We start from the raw sequence: 15763 nt of genomic DNA on the forward strand, positions 1-15763 counted from the left end.
ACGGTCAGCGCGTCACGCGGGTGGTCACGCCGTCGGAGGCGACGCGCACCCGGTCGCCGACGCGGAACTGGTCGGGGCTGCCTTCCTGGACGACCGCCACGGTGCGACCGGATTCGAGCTGGACCGTGACTTCGACGCCCGCGCGCGTGGTCCCGGCGATGGCGTTGCCGGCCGCGCCACCGGCGACCGCGCCGCCGACCGTTGCCGCCGTCTGCCCGCGCCCGCCGCCCACGGTGCTGCCCGCCAGGCCGCCGAGCACGGCGCCGGTGGCCGTGGCCACGCCGCGGGAATCGTTCTGGATCGACACCGCGCGGACGGCAGTGACGGTGCCCGATTCGACGGTCTGGGCCCGGCCGGCTTCCGAACGGGTGAAGGTACTGGGGCTGCCATGCGTGGCGCAGCCCGCCATGGCGAGCATGCCGACGGTCAGTAACACGCCGGTAAGGATCGGTTGCCGATTCATGAGATTCCTCCGAGGGAAGGGTGCTGCGGGCGGAGCGCCGCCACGCCTTGCTGCCGTTCCGGGAACTCGCGCGAAAAACCCCGGGCGACAGGTCGCGGGAAACGCTGGTTCGGGATGCCATCGGACTGCGGCTACCTTCATACTCCCCGTGCGATGCCGCGCGCAAGGGCGCATGCCGCATCGGCGACGCGCCGGGCGGCCCGTTCGACAGCCGGGCACGCGCGGTGTAAAGATGGGGTCGAGGCAGGGGGCCTCGACATCCACCGGCCGCCACGCCTCGCGCGGCAGCACGCCGGCCACAACATGCATCGCCAGGGAGGATCGAGATGTCCGCACCCGTGTATGGCGTCCATTCCGAAGTCGGTGTGCTGCGCAAGGTCCTGGTCTGCTCGCCGGGCAACGCGCACCTGCGGCTGACGCCCCGCAACAAGGATGACCTGCTGTTCGATGACGTGATGTGGGTCGACAACGCCCGCCGCGACCATTTCGACTTCGCCTCGAAAATGCGCGACCGTGGCGTGGACGTGGTCGAAATGCACCAGTTGCTGGGCGAGACGGTGGCGATCCCGCAGGCACGGCAATGGATCCTGGACCACCAGATCAATGCGAACGAGGTCGGCCTGGAGGTCATGGACGATGTCCGCGCCTACCTCGACGGCCTGCCGCCGCAGGAGCTGGCGGGCGTGCTGATCGGCGGCCTGAGCGTGCTCGAGATCCCGGACGAATTCGCCGGGCCCAACCTGCGCAGTGCGCGCGCCGCGCCGGACATGTTCGGCTACCTGCTGCCGCCGCTGCCGAACATGCTGTACACGCGCGACACGACCTGCTGGATCTACGGCGGCGTGACCCTCAATCCGCTGTACTGGCCGGCCCGCCACGAGGAGACCATCCTCACCGCGGCGATCTACCGGTTCCATCCGGATTTCGCCGGCGCCGGGTTCCCGGTCTGGTACGGCGATCCGACCATCGACCACGGCAACGCGACGCTCGAGGGCGGGGACGTGCTCGTTCCCGGCAACGGCGTGGTGCTGGTGGGGATGAGCGAGCGCAGCTCGCGCACCGCGATCGGCCAGCTGGCCAAGTCGCTGTTCGACAACAACGCCGCCGAACGGGTGATCGTCGCCTCGATGCCCAAGCTGCGCTCGGCCATGCACCTGGATACCGTGTTCACCTTCGCCGACCGCGACGTGGCCACGTACTTCCCCGGCATCGTCGACCAGATCACCCCGATCTCGCTGCGCCCGAGCGACAAGGCGCCCGGTTTCGAAGTGACCGTGGAGAAGAAGCACTTCAACGACGTCGTCGCCGAGTCGCTGGGCCTGAAGAAGCTGCGCATGGTGCCGGCCGGCGGGGACCACTACGCCGCCGAGCGCTCGCAGTGGGACAGCGGCAACAACCTGGTGGCGCTGGCGCCCGGCGTGGTCATGGCCTACGACCGCAACGTCACCACCAATACCGCGCTGCGCAAGGAAGGCATCGAAGTGATCACGATCGTCGGCGCCGAACTTGGGCGCGGGCGTGGCGGTGGCCATTGCATGACCTGCCCGTTGATCCGCGACGGGGTGGAATTCTGAGCGGCGCGTTTCCGCCGACAGGTGGAGCCAGGGTGCGGCGGGCGCATGTCCCGCCGCGCGTCGAAACCGGGACCGGCATGGAAGGCTGATGGACAAGACCCCCGCGCGGCGATCGCGCACCCGTACTTCCCCCGGTCGCTTCGGCACCGCCGTCCCGTCGCTGGTGCTGGCCATCGCCGGCGCGCTGTTCGCCGCCCCGGCCGCCGCGCAGGTGGATACCGATGCCATCGCCGACCTGATCGACGAGCCCGGCAGCGCGGGCCTCGGCTTCCTGTACCGCTTCGAGGAGTCTCCGTACCTCGATGCCGGCCAGCGCAGCGACCTCCTGCCGCTCTACCTCTACGAAGGCGAGCGCTTCTACCTCAACGCGGACCGCGCCGGCTTCAAGTTCGTCGACGACGGCACGCACCGCTTCGACGCGTTCCTCGGCCGCCGGCTCGAGGGCTTCCCCGAGGACGACGTGCCCGACGTGGCCGAGGGCATGGCGCCGCGCAACGCCGGGGCCGACCTCGGCCTGCGCTACCGGCATGCGCTGCCGTGGGGCACCTTGCGCGCCACCGCGCTGGCCGACGTGAGCGGCGCCTCGAACGGAAGCGAATTGCGCCTCGGATACTCGTACACCTGGAGCGGCGAACGCTGGAGCCTGCGGCCCGATGTCAGCATTGCCTTCCGCGACGCCGACCTCAACGACTACTACTACGGCGTGGACCGCTGGGAGGCACGGCCGGACCGGCCGGCGTACGCGCCCGGCAGCGGCACCGACTACACGGTCGGCCTGTACGGGACCTACGGTTTCCTGCAGAACTGGCGCCTGATCGGCGGCGTGGCGGTGACGGCGCACGACAGCGCGGTGACCGACAGCCCGATCGTGCGCGACGGCCTGCAACCGGTGGTGTTCGCGGGTGCGGTGTACGACTTCGGCACCGCGATCTCACGCTGGGACGACGATGGCGTGCCGCTGCTGGTGAAGGTGTTCTACGGCCGTGCATCGGCCGACGGCTGCCACATGGTCAAGATCATGACCCTGAGCTGCACCTCGCTGGACCACGACTTCCCGAGCAGCGTGACCGGCGTGCACCTGGGCAAGCCGTTCATCGAGCGGGTGAACGGCTGGCCGCTGGATTTCCACGGCTACGTCGGCCTGCTGTACCGCAACGAGATGAACCGGGTGCAGCCGGACTCCTGGCAGGTCGACGCGTACATGAAGGGCTTCTTCTACGGCTTTCCGTGGAGCCACCGGGTCAACACCCGGATCGGCATGGGCGCCGGCATCTCGTACGCCAACCACGTGCCATCGCCGGAAGTGCTCAGCCAGGCGCGTCGCGAGCGACCGACCTCCAAGCTGCTCAACTACCTGGACCCCACGATCGACGTCAGCCTCGGCGACCTGTTCGGTTCGCCTGGCCTGAAGCAGACCTATTTCGGCCTGGGCATCTCGCACCGTTCCGGCATCTTCGCCAGCTCGCGGCTGCTGGGCAGCGTCGATGGCGGATCCAACTACATCTACGCGTACGTGGAAGCGACGCTGTAACGGGATCGGCCGGAGGCACGCTGGCGCGCCACCGCGCCGCCGCATCGCCGCATCGCCGCATCGCTGGCCGGGCGCGGCCGTCCGCCAGCGCACGCCGGGAGCGAAGTCGGAAAACACCCACGGCGCAGCGCTCCGTTTCCCGCTGCCGTCGCCGCCCGACCGGGTCTAGGCTGCATGCGTTCCATGGAGGGAATGCCCATGCGGCTCCGGCTCATCGTCGCACTCGTCCTGTCGCCGGCCACCTGCGATGCCCAGCAGGTGTTCAAGTGCGTGGGCGGCGAGGCCGTCGTGTACCAGTCCGCGCCGTGCACCGCGGGCCAGGTCCAGGCGAAGACCTGGACGCATGGGGACTATGCGCCCCCCGCGGACGCCGACGTCGAACGACTGCGGCAGGTGCAACAGGCCACGCCGGCCGAGCGCAGGACGGTCGGTGCGCCGCGCGGCCGGCGCGCGACGCGACCCGTCGTGCCGCGCGGGTCTGCAGGCGTCGGCAGCTGCGACGCGGAGAAGGCCCGCCGCGACCGCGCGCTCTACAAGGCCGGCCTGCGCGTCCCGATGGCCCAGCGCCGGGCCTGGACCGCGCGGATCGCCGCGGCGTGCAGATGGTGAGGCCCGGAGGGGGCCCCTCCGCGCCCTCCACGTGCCTCAGGCGTGCAGAACCTCGTTCTGGTGCGGCGGTGCCACGCACGGGTCGCGACGTCCGATCGCGCCGCGTTCCTGCGTTAGCGATGGGACGGCCTCGCGGCCTTCCACCACACACCAGGATCCCGCCATGATTTCATCCAGCTCCCTTCGCTGTTTCCTCCTCGTGCTGCTCGGCATCGCTGCACCGACCGCGCTCGCCGATGAGCGGCCGCCAGCCAAGGTCAAGGACGCAGCCCAGTCGGCCACGCCGGCGCGCGCCCCGGCGCCGGCGGCCCGCGACCTGGCCGCGCCTGCGCCACGGCCCACCCATGCGGTCGGCCGGCTCGTGTGCACCGACCGGTCGTTCAAGATTTCCACCGGGACCGGCGGTGGTTCCTGCCTGTCCAGCGTCAGCGAAGGCGAGTGCAAGGACGGCGTCAACTCGGCCACAGTCAGCTGCAAGGACGGTTGCGGCAAGACGACGGGCAAGGGCACCTGCACCGAGGAGTGAGCCGCGCCGGATGCGGCCGGTTGCGCGCGCCGGTCGCCGGGCAGGCCGGTAGCGGCGGCGCTGACTACCCGCTACGGCCGAACGAGCAAGCATATGCCCGCGGTCCACCTGCTCGCGCAGTCGGCCGCGGGCGATCCGCTCCCCACGCACGCTCGCGGGCCGACCGTGCTGGTCCGACAGGGTGGTGCGCGCTGCATCTGCGCGTGCTGGCGCCGCCGGGGGCACGCGTGCCTCGATCGCATGCGCAGGCCGGCCAGCGCGTTCCCGCCAGTCGTCGGGTACAGCGGCGTCCGCGAACAACCCACGCAGGCCGGCCTGCGTGCATCCGCTGCAAGTCATGCAACGCCGGTTCACGGCCGGCGCCGAACGTTAGGCTCCCAAAGGCTGCTTTTGTAATGATTCCCTGCCATCCCTCTACCAGACCCATCCCTGATATTTCGCATAATGCACATTATGTGCGGATATGGGTGCCCGGTGGGTTCCCAGCACTGCACCTCCGCCTTCCCGGCCATGTTGGCCTCACAGCCAATGGCGGCGGCCGCGGCGCCCGGGTACACCTGCGATCGCGTGGTCCAGGACACCTGTGATGGGAGCCTCACGATGACGAGCATCCAGTCCGTCCTTCCGGCGCTGCCGGTCCTGCGCAGGCTGCGCGGCCTGGTGGCCGTGCTGCTGCTGGCCATGGCCTTTGCGGCAGCATCGACGCCGCCGATGCCATCGGCGACCACGGCACCGGCCACGCCGCCCGCGGACTCGCAGGCGACGGCCCAGGGCGATGCCACCGTACGCTTCTACAACCGCGACATCGTGACCCTGCGAACGGAGTTCCTCGGCCGCACGCCGGAGCTGCGGGCGCGGACCGCCGAGCAAGCCATCCGGCGGGCCTTCGAGCGCGGCGGACCGCTCAAGGTCGATTTCCGCCAGTCCTCCGAAGGCCTGCTGGTGCTGCTGTCCGACGAGCTGGTGATGATCGTTACCCCCGGCGACCTGGACGCCCTGCGCGGCGAAACCATGGCGCAGGCACGCCTCGGGGTCGCCGGCCGGCTGCAGGCGGCGGTCACGACGGCACGCCGGGAGCAGGCCCCGACCCGGCTGCTCCAGGGCGTGCTGTGGTCGTTGCTGGCGACGGTCGTGGCCGTCCTGGCCGCCCGCGTGGTGCTCTGGATCGGCCGACGCCTCCGGGAGCGGCTGAAGCACAGGATCCAGCAGCGCAGCGAGGCCGCCGAGCGCGATGCCATGCGCCACCTGCTGGGTGGCATCCGGATCGCCGCCGGCTGGCTGATGCGGATCCTGGTCGCGGTGGCGCTGTTCCTGATCGTCGAGGAATGGGTGCGCTTCGTGCTCGGGCAGTTCGGCTTCACCCGGCCATGGGCCGATGCGATGACCGACTGGATGATGGGGCTGCTGCAGGGCTGGGCCCATGCAATCGCCGCGGCGTTGCCGGGCCTGGTCGCGGCCCTGCTGATCTTCGTGCTCGCACGCCTGCTCACCCAGTCGGTCCGGCTCACCTTCCGCGGCGTGCAGGAGGGGCGGTTCCAGCTGTTCGGCATCGACCGCAGCCTGGCCGAACCCACCCGCAAGCTGGTCAACGTGGTGATCTGGCTGTTCGCGCTGGCCATGGCCTACCCCTACCTGCCCGGGTCGGGCACCGAAGCGTTCAAGGGGCTGAGCGTGCTGGTCGGCCTGATGATCTCGCTCGGCGCCTCCGGCATCGTCGGGCAGGCGGCAGGCGGCTTCACCATCCTCTATTCGCGGACCATGTCCGTCGGCGACTACGTGCGCAGCGGCGACGTGGAGGGCGTGGTGATGCAGATCGGCCTGTTCACCACCCGCCTGCGCACCGTTACCGGCGTGGAGGTGAGCATTCCCAACAATGTCGTGCTCGGCGGGCAGCTGCACAACTACTCGCGGCATCCGGACGGGCCGGGCATGTGGCTGGAGACGGGCGTCACCATCGGCTACGACACGCCCTGGCGGCAGGTGCACCGGCTGCTGCTGGCCGCGGCCTCGCGCACCGCCGGCGTGGCGGCCGAGCCCGCGCCGTTCGTGCTGCAGACCGCGCTGTCGGACTTCTACGTGGACTATCGCCTGCGGGTACGCGTCGCCGACGTGCTAAGGCGCGCGTTCGTGCTGAGCGAGCTCCATGCGCAGATCCAGGACGCCTTCAACGCCGAGGGCGTGCAGATCATGTCGCCCAACTACGAAGCCGACCCGGAACAGCCCAAGCTGGTGCCGCGGGAGCACTGGGAACGCCTGCCCCCGCCCGGTGGGGCGTAGCCGCGCAGTTCGCTCCCCTACTCGCCTCCACTCATCCCGGGCGGGCGGTTCCTCCACGCGGGGCCGTCGAGCGCCGCCTGGTAGCCGGCCCGGTAGAGCCCGTCCATCTGCGACGGGTCGAATGCGGTGAGGTCGGGAAGGCGCACCCGTTCGTCGATCGTGATCCAGTGGAAGTCGGCGTTGCCGCGACGGGCGAACGCGTATTCGCGATAGAGGTCGCCGACGATGCTGGAACGGGCCGAGACATCGATGGTGCGCACCGCCACGGCGCGCAACGACCGCGGGGTGGATGCCGGCGGCGCGGTGAGCTGGCCGTTGTGGATGACGAAGATGTCCTCGCGCGCCGGGCCGCGGCCGGCGCGTTCGTAGAGCGTGCTGGTCTGGAACAGGCCCGCGTTGAGGAACACGTTGGCCCAGACGAACCCGTCCACGTGCATCTCGTCGTGGCGGCGCCCGCCGGCCTCCACCTCGAACAGTACCGGCGGAAAGGCGATCGGAACCGACGAGGAAGCCAGCATGATCTTCCGGAACAGGGCCAGGGCACGCTCGTCGCCATGTCCGGCGATCATCCCCATGTTCCAGACCACGAAACTGCGGGTGTCGAGGTCGACGGTGCCCATGTACAGGCGCCTGCCCTGCCGGTGGGCCTGCGCGACCTGCGCCAGCAGCGCCGCGTCGACGTAGCGCTCGATCAGCCGGGCCAGTGGCGCGGTGCTGGCCAGTGCGTCGCCACGCATCAGCGCCATCATCCGGGACCGCTCGGTGAACACGTCGCCGCTGGTGGTCGTGGTGTAGAAGCGATGCAGCGCCTCGTCGTGGCCGGGCCCGAGGAACGCGAACGGCGCCATCAGCGCGCCGGTGGACACCCCGGTGACGATCTTGAACACCGGACGCGTGCCGGTCTCCGTCCAGCCCTTGAGGAAGCCGGCGCCGAATGCGCCATTCACGCCGCCGCCGGACAGGGCCAGGTGGGGATAGCGGATCGTGCCGTCCGGCCCGGCCGGGAAATCATCGGGCGACTCCTGCCGGAGCGACAGCAGGTAGTCGCGCTCCATCGCGGGCGCGGGGCGACCGGCATGCGCGCGCACGTCGGGCATGCCCGGCACGACGGCTTCGTACGCCAGGCCGGCCGGTACCGGGTTGCGCGGCAACGCCGAACAGGCGGCCAGCGTGGCCGCAAGGGTGGCGCATGCAACGATTCCCCGGAAAGTCGCGAACGGTGTGGTCATGCGCCTGTGCTTCGATGGGCCGTCGACGATCATCCTCGCAGCGGCGGGCCGCGCCTGCCCGCCGCCGGCCGCGCCTGCCCGGCCCGGACGTGGCGCCCTGGCGTCGCCGGGCCGGCGAACCCCAGCGTACTGCATGTCCGACGGCAGCGAGACCTCGCGCCGCCACCCGAGGTCTTGCGGACCCGGCGCGTAACGGTATTGAATGGCCCATCCATCCAGGACTGGAGTGGGCGTCATGAACCGGATATGGAACGCGCTGGCATTGGCCCTCCTCCTCACCGGGTGCGCGCACTCCGGACCGGCGCTCAGCCCCGCCGAGCGCCTGGAGCTTTACCGCACGCATGCCGGCGCGCCGGTCGCCAGCTTCAACATCGACCGGGTCGCCGGGGTCAACCGGTGGACGCCGCTGGGCGACCAGGCCCTGGCGATCTGGAATACGCCCAACCGTGGCTACCTGCTCGAATTCCGGTCACGTTGCGCCGGACTCTCGCTCGGCAGCTCGATCACCATCAGCAACTCGCTCGGCATGGTCAACCCGCGGCTGGACAGCGTCCAGCCACGCGCGGCCAACGGATCGGCGATCTCGCAACCATGCAGGATTTCCAGTGCCAGGCCACTGGACGGTCGAGCGATCAGCGATGCCAAGCGCGAGTTGCGCGAGGCCAGCGTGGTCGACCGTCCCGAGGGCGTGGCGCCGGAAGAGGAATAGCGCTTCCGGCCGGCGGGCATCGCAGCGACCCGCCGCCCGTCCGCCGCCACAACCGCACGACCGGATATCGGGTTCCCCTCCGCACCGCAGCGTCGGCGTCCGACGCACTCCGTTCGCACCCGCAGGCGCACCGCCCCAGACATCGCTTCCGTACCGCCGATCGCGCAAGCCAGTCATTCCATCCCAGGAGAACTGCATGTCGCCCCCAGACCAGGATCGCCGTACGTTTCTGAAAACAGGAGCCGCCACCGTCGCCGGCGCGGCCCTTGCCATGCGCTTCCCGTTCGACTCGGCGGTCGCCCAGCCCGCCGCCAGCTTCGACATCGACACCAGCTTCGGCGAATTCATGCGCGGGATCGGGGGCACGCCGGCCGACGCCGGGGGCAAGGTCGAGTTCACCGGCGCCGACCCGCTGCTGCGCAGCCACTTCCGCATCGGCGCCTGCATGGCGATCCCGGCCATGGCCGCGGGCGTCGGCGCGGCGGCGATCTGGCGCCAGCGCACCGGCGAAGGCCAGGACCTGAGCGTGGACCTGCGGCAGGCGGTGTGGAACGTGAACCCGCTCATCGGCCTGGTCCACGCCAAGCTGCAGGGCGCCGGCCTGATCCCGGCGAGCGACCCCATCCCCGCCCTGCTGACCTCATGGAAGCCCAACGTCAACGGACTGATGCTGCAGGCCCCGATCGGCCTGGGCAATCCGCTGTCGTTCCAGTCCTTCGAAACGCGCGATGGACGCTTCATCAACCTCACCGGCATCTATCCGCAGCTGATGGACCGGATCCTGGCGGTGCTCAACGTCACCCAGGACCAGGCGGCGATCCGTGCGGCGGTCAAGAAGTGGGACGGGCAGGAACTGGAGGACACCATCGCCGCCCGCCGCGGCGTGGCCGCCCTGCACCGCACGCGCGAGGAATGGCTGGCCCATCCCCAGGGCAGGTACCTGGCGGGCACGCCGCTGATCGAGATCGTCCGGATCGGCGACGCGCCGCCGAAGCCGTTCTCCCCGTCCCCCGAACGGCCGCTGTCCGGCAAGCGCGTGATGGCCTGCACGCACGTGATCGCCGGCACGACCGCCGCGCGGACCCTGGCCGAGTACGGGGCCGAGGTGCTGCACGTCGCCCGCGACCAGAGCTTCGAGCACGAAGCGCTGGTGGTGGACGTCAACGTCGGCATGCGCTCGACCTGGGTGGACCTGCGGGACGCCGCGCAGAACCGGCGGCTGGCGGGACTGCTGCCGCAGACCGACGTCTTCGTCGAGAGCTTCCGTGGCCGCGCGATCGAAGGCCTCGGTTTCGGCGCCGAGGAAGTGGCCGCGCGCAGCCCCGGCATCATCTACCTCTCCGCCCGCGCCTACGGCTGGGACGGTCCCTGGAGCGACCGGGCAGGCTTCGACATGGAAGGCGTGTCCACCACCGGCTTCACCATCACCGAAGGCGGTGGCATCGGCGTGCCGCGTTTCCCGCCGACCCTGGTGATGAACGACTACATCACCGGCTACATCGGCGCGGCCGGGATCCTGGCCGCCATGCGCCGGCAGGCGGCGGAAGGCGGCAGCTGGCACGTCCGGGTGAACCTGTCGCGCGCGGCGATGTGGTTCCAGAGCCTCGGCGATTTCGCCGACATCCGCTTCGATGCGTCGCGACCGGAAAACCGCATGTCGCCGCCGGAGACGATGAGGCGGCCGACGCCCTATGGCGAGGTGGAGCGGCTCGTGCCGCAGGTCCGCCTGTCCAGGACGCCTGGGCGCTGGCGCGAGCCGCTGGTGAGCGTCCGCGGCAGCGACCCGACGCGCTGGGAGGGCTGAGCCATGAAGACTGCGGCTCCCTCCCCTGCCCTGCGTATCCACGTGCTGGCGGCAGGCCTGTGCTGGGGCCTGTCGCCGGTCGCCGGCCATGCCCAGCAGGCGGCAGCCCCGGTCGAGGCCACGGACGCGCCGGCGACCGCGGCCGGCGACCCGGCGCCGCTGGACCTCACCCTGGCGGACATCGCCGACCGGGAGCCCTACCCCGACCTGCTCGACACGTCGATGACCGTGCAGGGCGACCTGCAGGAAGACACCGCGGTGCCGACCGGCTGGATGCGGCGCGAAACGGGCATGAATTCCTGGTTCGCCTGGAAGAACCGCGTGCGCCAGGACACCGGCCTGACCTTCGGCGGCTCGTGGATGATGCTCTGGCAGAACTATTCGAGCAGCCTGGTCGACGAGCACAACGCGGTCGGCAGCAAGCTGACCCTGAATTTCTCCTACGACCTGTTCAACCGCGGCCAGGCCAACGCGATGTCGTTCGACGTCGCCGTCGAGGACCGGCGCCCGGTCGGCACCGACCTGGCGCCGCTGCAGGCCGGCATGGCCACCGGTTCGCTGATCCCCACCGCCGCCACCTACGGCGACTTCAGCCTCGGCGTGACCCAGGCCTACATCCGCCAGAACCTGGCCGACAACCGCTTCCAGTACACGATCGGCAAGATCTTCGCGCCCAACTTCCTCAACGCCTATCCGTTCTTCGACGACAACCGCCAGTTCCTCAGCCAGGCGTTCTCGACCAGCCCGTCGATCGCCGCGCCACTGCGCGGCTTCGGCGCGGTGGCCGCGTGGTATCCGACCACCACCGGGTTCTACCTCAAGCCCGGCATGTTCACCGTCCACAGCGACGACACCGGCAGCACGATCGACGACTTCTTCAGCAAGTCCGAGCACTTCTACATGCTCGAGGTGGGCTGGAGCGCGCTGGCGCGCACCGGCACCCCGATCCAGGCGCGCGCGGCGATGGACGCCAACAACATCCACCTCACCGCCTGGTACAAGGATCCGGAACAGGGCGGGCTGCCGCGGGCGAAGGGCCTGGCGTTCAACGCCAACTACATGCTGGGCACGAACATGATGTGGTTCGCCCGCGCCGGCTGGTCCGAAGGCTGGTTCGTCGACAACAACGCGGCCGTGGGCCTGGGCTGGCGGCCCACCGAGCATTTCTCCGACCTGTTCGGCGTGGCGATCGGCGGCCTGCAGCCGGCCAGCCCGCAGTTGCGCGACCAGTACACCGCCGAGGTGTTCTACCGCTTCCACGTCACCCCGCACTTCGCGATCACCCCGGACGTGCAGGTGCAGGTCGACCCTGCGCTGACCCGGGCCACCGACGCGATCTGGGTGTTCAGCCTCCGTGGAAGGTTGACGTTCTGAGCCAGCGACGCCCGGCTCCCGCGCGATGGCTCAGGTGGCCCGGGCAGGTGCAGGCGGGAACGCCAACGCGCCGCCGGGAATGAAGGGTCCCGGGTGGGCCACGCGGCTGGTGGCCGTCTCGCTGGCCGGGCAGGCGCTGGCCTATGCGCTGGGCGTGGGGCTGGCCCGGCATCTGGGGGTGGCCGGCTTCGAAAGCTACGTGGTGGCTTCGGCGGTGTTCATCCTGATGGTTACCCTGGCCCCGCAGGGGCTGGAGAAGTATTCGCTGAAGCTGTTGCCGCCGCTGGTGGAGCGCCGCGCGGCGGATCCCCTGCACGGCTTCCTCGGCTTCGCGCGCAGGCGCGTGCTGTTGGGGAGCATGGTGGTGGCAGCCGTCGTCGGCGCGTGGGCGTGGCACGCGCCCGGGCTCGCGGCGGACACGCGCCTGGCCGTGGTACTCGCCTGCCTGTCGTTGCCCGCCGGTGCACAGGTGCACCTGCTACTCGAAGTACTCACCGCGTCAGGGCGTCCGCTCTTCGCGGGCCTGGTGTTCCGGGTCCTGGTGCCGGCCACGACGCTCGCGATCGTGGGCCTTGGATTGCTTCTGCCCCGCCAGCCCGGCGCCCAGGCGTGGTGGGCGATCGCCGCCTGGGGCGTGGCGTGGGGCCTGGCCTTCGCGCTGATGGCCAGGCAGGTCCGTCGCGACTGGCCGGGGCAAGCCGCGACGCGCGACACCGCCGCCTCCCGGCGATGGATGCGCGAGGCACGTCCTTTCTGGATCTACCGCGTGTCGATGGGCCTGCTGGCGCAGGCCGCGATCGTCGGCCTGGAATGGCTGCAGGCCCCGGCCAGCGCGGTCGGCGCGTTCGCCGCCGCATTCGCCACCGCCGCGGTCGCCCAGGTGCTGGCGACCGCCACCAACCGGGTCTACGCCGGCCGCCTGTCGCTGCTGCTGGAACGGGGCGACATCGGCGCCATCCACCGGTTGCGGATGCAACGCCTGCGCTGGCTGGTGCCGCCGCTGCTGGCCTACCTCGCGCTCGTGCTCGGGTTCGCGCCGTAGCTGATGGCCTTGTTCCGGCCGGAGTTCGTCGCCGAGGGCGCCACCGCGTTGCGGATCCTCGCGTTGGGCACGGCACTGGGCACGGTGCTGGCGATGGCGCCCACCTACCTCAAGCAGCGGGGGCAACACCGCCGGGTGTTCCAGGCGGTGGCGATCGCCGCATTGCTGCAGGTGGCGCTGCTGGCGGCGCTGGTCCCGCCACTGGGCGCGACCGGTGCGGCGGTCGCGCACGTGGTCGCCAGCGGCGCGATGTACGGGATCATGGCGGTCCGCGCCCACCGCGGCCTGCGGCAGTCCACGCGCGGCCGCTGACCCGCGCCCGGCCGGTGGATCAGACCGCGGCGGTGACGACGATCTCGACCTTCCACTCCGGCTTGGCCAGCGGCGCCTGCACGGTGGCGCGCGGCGGCGTGTGGCCGGCGGCGACCCATGCGTCCCAGGCCTGGTTCATGCCGGGAAAGTCGGCGATGTCGGCAAGGAAGATCTGCGCGCGCAGGATCCGGGTCTTGTCGGTGCCGGCCTGGGCCAGCAGCGCGTCGATCGCCTCGAGCACCTGCCGGGTCTGGCCGGTGATGTCCTGCGACGCGTCCTCCGGCACCTGACCGGCCAGGTACGCCACGCCGTTGTGGACGGCCAGTTCGGACATGCGCGGGCCGACGTCGAAACGCTGGATCATGGGGAACTCCTGACGATGGAGGGGGCCGCGGGGCGGCGGCGCAGCATACACGCCCCTCAGCGGATGCGCTGGGGTTCGAGTGTCGCCGCGCTTGCCCGGAGAAGCTCGCGCAGCACGTCGGGCGCCGCGTCCGACAGCCTGCGCAGGTACAGGCAGGACCTGCCTGCGCGATGGCGGCCGAGACCGGCCAGCAGCGCCTGTCGCTCGGCGAATCCGTCCATCAGGTAGATGGAGATCTCCCTGCCCCGCGGCGAGAACGCCAGCAGCGGCCACGGCAGGCGACGTCCGTCGGCATATTGCTGCGCGTACTGGCCGAAGCCGACGATGTCGCCGCCCCACACCACCGGTGGCTCGCCGGTGACCTCCTGCATCAGCCCCGCCAGGGCGCGGGCGTCGGCGCGCCGTGGCTCGTCGAGCCGTGCGAGGAAGGTTTCGAGCGGAACGTCGGTGGGGCGCGTCTTGGGTTCTGCCATCGTTCCTCTCCGTGGCTGCTGCCTGCCGGCGATTCGGCGTCAGGCGGCGGGAAGCCATTCCCGAGGCTTCAGCCGCACTTGAAGCGTTCGCCCAGGATGTTCGCGCAGCCCTGGTCGGCCAGCCACGTCCAGTACCAGCTGTCGTAGCCGCCTTCGGGATAGTTGCCGCCGCCACCCGGACCATACTGGAGCACCACCGTATACCGGTAGTTGGCGCCGCCGCTTTCCTTCACCGGCTCGCCCTGCGCGTCGGAGAGGATCCAGTAGCGGATCGGGATCGGCGCCACCATGTGCGGCTGGAAGCTGCCGGTGCCGTCCGCGTTGAGGACGATCTTCGGTTCGCCCTGGCGCTCGTACAGGTACACCCCGGGCACGCCGTCCGGGATCACCCGGGTCTTCCAGACCGTGGCGCCGTTCAGCTCCACGCTGTCCACCGCCGGCCCGGCCGCGACCGCGGCGCCCGTGATCAATGCCAGCAGCGTTCCGAGCGCGATGCGGATTCCCCGTGCCATCCCGTGTCCCCCTGTGGACGATTGTCGCGGCGAGTCTAGCGCACGGGCGGCGGCTCAACTTCGGGCCGGCCGCGCCGATACCAGGACGTCACCTCCCCGCACGCCGCCATGCTCATCATCATCGGCTTCATCGTCGTCATCATCAGCGTGCTCGGGGGGTTCGTCCTCTCGCACGGCAAGCTGGCCGCGCTGTGGCAACCGTACGAAGTGCTGATCATCGGCGGCGCGGCGTTCGGCGCCTTCCTGGTGGCCAACCCGCTCAAGGTGGTCAAGGCCGCGCTGCTGGGCATCCCCGGCCTGCTCAAGGGCGCCCGCTACAAGCGCGCCGACTACGTGGACATCCTGTCGATGGTCTACGACGTGCTGGTCAAGGCGCGCAAGGAGGGCATGATCGGGATCGAGAAGGACATCGACAATCCCGAGTCCAGCCCGGTCTTCTCCAAGTATCCGAAGCTGCTCGCCGACCACCACCTGATGGAGTTCACCACCGACTGCCTGCGGCTGATGGTCAGCGGCAACATGGAACCGCACGAGCTCGAGCAGCTGCTGGAGATCGAGGTCGAGACCCACCACCACGAAGCGGCCGAACCGGCGCATGCGCTGCAGGTGTTGGCCGACTCCCTGCCCGGCTTCGGCATCGTCGCCGCGGTGCTCGGCATCGTCGTGACGATGGCCTCGATCGGCGGCGACGTCGCCACCATCGGCCACCACGTGGCCGCCGCGCTGGTCGGCACGTTCCTCGGCATCCTGCTGGGCTACGGCTTCGTCGGGCCGCTGGCCGCGTCGATGGCCCACCGCGCGCACGAGGAAGGCAAGGCGTTCGAGATCATCAAGATGGCGCTGGTGTCCAGCCTGCGCGGCTACCCGCCGACGGTGGCGGTGGAGTTCGCGCGCAAGCTGCTGTTCTCCGACGTGCGGCCGGCCTTCGCCGACCTCGAGGCGCACCTGCGCGGCAGCCGCTGAC

At 70.5% G+C, this 15763-nt stretch carries 16 protein-coding genes and 1 pseudogene; 12 read left to right on the top strand and 5 right to left on the bottom strand.

Annotated elements, in window-relative coordinates; translation table 11 throughout:
- Window positions 1–4: 4 nt before the first annotated feature.
- Window positions 5–436: an outer membrane lipoprotein gene (locus ACA089_RS04020; protein WP_372013591.1), complete on the bottom strand. Its 432-nt coding sequence runs from the start codon at window positions 434–436 to the stop codon at window positions 5–7.
- Window positions 437–789: 353 nt separating this feature from the next.
- On the opposite strand from ACA089_RS04020, the gene ACA089_RS04025 reads away from it, so the two are divergent.
- The 5 genes from ACA089_RS04025 (at window position 790) to ACA089_RS04045 (ending at window position 6980) form a co-directional block, all read left to right on the top strand.
- Window positions 790–2037 (top strand): arginine deiminase, encoded by a 1248-nt coding sequence (locus ACA089_RS04025; protein WP_372013593.1) that lies wholly within the window; start codon window positions 790–792, stop codon window positions 2035–2037.
- Between the two features lie 88 nt (window positions 2038–2125).
- Window positions 2126–3568 (top strand): MipA/OmpV family protein, encoded by a 1443-nt coding sequence (locus ACA089_RS04030; protein WP_372013595.1) that lies wholly within the window; start codon window positions 2126–2128, stop codon window positions 3566–3568.
- A 198-nt stretch (window positions 3569–3766) separates the two neighbouring features.
- Entirely contained in the window at window positions 3767–4177 is a 411-nt protein-coding gene (locus tag ACA089_RS04035) for a hypothetical protein (protein WP_372013597.1), read from the top strand.
- 163 nt (window positions 4178–4340) lie between these two features.
- Entirely contained in the window at window positions 4341–4703 is a 363-nt protein-coding gene (locus ACA089_RS04040) for a hypothetical protein (protein ID WP_372013599.1), read from the top strand.
- Between the two features lie 600 nt (window positions 4704–5303).
- Entirely contained in the window at window positions 5304–6980 is a 1677-nt protein-coding gene (locus tag ACA089_RS04045) for a mechanosensitive ion channel family protein (protein WP_372013601.1), read from the top strand.
- A 17-nt stretch (window positions 6981–6997) separates the two neighbouring features.
- On the opposite strand, the gene ACA089_RS04050 is transcribed toward ACA089_RS04045, so the two are convergent.
- Entirely contained in the window at window positions 6998–8209 is a 1212-nt protein-coding gene (locus ACA089_RS04050; RefSeq protein WP_372013603.1) for a patatin-like phospholipase family protein, read from the bottom strand.
- A 235-nt stretch (window positions 8210–8444) separates the two neighbouring features.
- On the opposite strand from ACA089_RS04050, the gene ACA089_RS04055 reads away from it, so the two are divergent.
- The 6 genes and pseudogenes from ACA089_RS04055 to ACA089_RS04080 all read left to right on the top strand — a co-directional run bounded on the left by ACA089_RS04055 (window position 8445) and on the right by ACA089_RS04080 (window position 13450).
- A complete protein-coding gene (locus ACA089_RS04055) occupies window positions 8445–8918 on the top strand; it encodes a DUF6491 family protein (RefSeq protein ID WP_372013604.1) in 474 nt (157 codons plus the stop codon).
- A 196-nt stretch (window positions 8919–9114) separates the two neighbouring features.
- Window positions 9115–9189 (top strand): annotated as a pseudogene (locus ACA089_RS04060) (twin-arginine translocation signal domain-containing protein); the annotation flags it as partial.
- On the top strand, window positions 9190–10722 hold the full coding sequence (locus tag ACA089_RS04065; RefSeq protein ID WP_372017644.1) for a CoA transferase: 1533 nt from the start codon (window positions 9190–9192) through the stop codon (window positions 10720–10722).
- 3 nt (window positions 10723–10725) lie between these two features.
- Window positions 10726–12096, top strand: a complete 1371-nt coding sequence (locus ACA089_RS04070; protein WP_372013606.1) for a carbohydrate porin — start codon at window positions 10726–10728, stop codon at window positions 12094–12096.
- Window positions 12097–12175: 79 nt separating this feature from the next.
- Entirely contained in the window at window positions 12176–13138 is a 963-nt protein-coding gene (locus tag ACA089_RS04075; RefSeq protein WP_372013608.1) for a hypothetical protein, read from the top strand.
- 3 nt (window positions 13139–13141) lie between these two features.
- Complete coding sequence (locus ACA089_RS04080) at window positions 13142–13450, top strand: polysaccharide biosynthesis protein (RefSeq protein WP_372013610.1); 309 nt, start codon at window positions 13142–13144, stop codon at window positions 13448–13450.
- A gap of 19 nt (window positions 13451–13469) precedes the next feature.
- On the opposite strand, the gene ACA089_RS04085 is transcribed toward ACA089_RS04080, so the two are convergent.
- From ACA089_RS04085 to ACA089_RS04095, 3 genes are all read right to left on the bottom strand, one after another.
- A complete protein-coding gene (locus ACA089_RS04085; protein ID WP_372013612.1) occupies window positions 13470–13814 on the bottom strand; it encodes a RidA family protein in 345 nt (114 codons plus the stop codon).
- 56 nt (window positions 13815–13870) lie between these two features.
- Window positions 13871–14287, bottom strand: coding sequence for a DUF1801 domain-containing protein (locus ACA089_RS04090; protein ID WP_372013614.1), 417 nt, complete (start codon window positions 14285–14287; stop codon window positions 13871–13873).
- A gap of 68 nt (window positions 14288–14355) precedes the next feature.
- Entirely contained in the window at window positions 14356–14799 is a 444-nt protein-coding gene (locus ACA089_RS04095; protein WP_372013616.1) for a hypothetical protein, read from the bottom strand.
- 108 nt (window positions 14800–14907) lie between these two features.
- Here ACA089_RS04095 and motA point away from each other — a divergent pair, with 108 nt between their 5' ends.
- Window positions 14908–15762 (top strand): flagellar motor stator protein MotA, encoded by an 855-nt coding sequence (gene motA / locus ACA089_RS04100; RefSeq protein WP_372013618.1) that lies wholly within the window; start codon window positions 14908–14910, stop codon window positions 15760–15762.
- The last annotated feature ends 1 nt before the right edge of the window (window position 15763 follow it).

This window comes from Pseudoxanthomonas fibrivorans (assembly GCF_041464125.1).
Taxonomy (GTDB): Bacteria; Pseudomonadota; Gammaproteobacteria; order Xanthomonadales; family Xanthomonadaceae; genus Pseudoxanthomonas.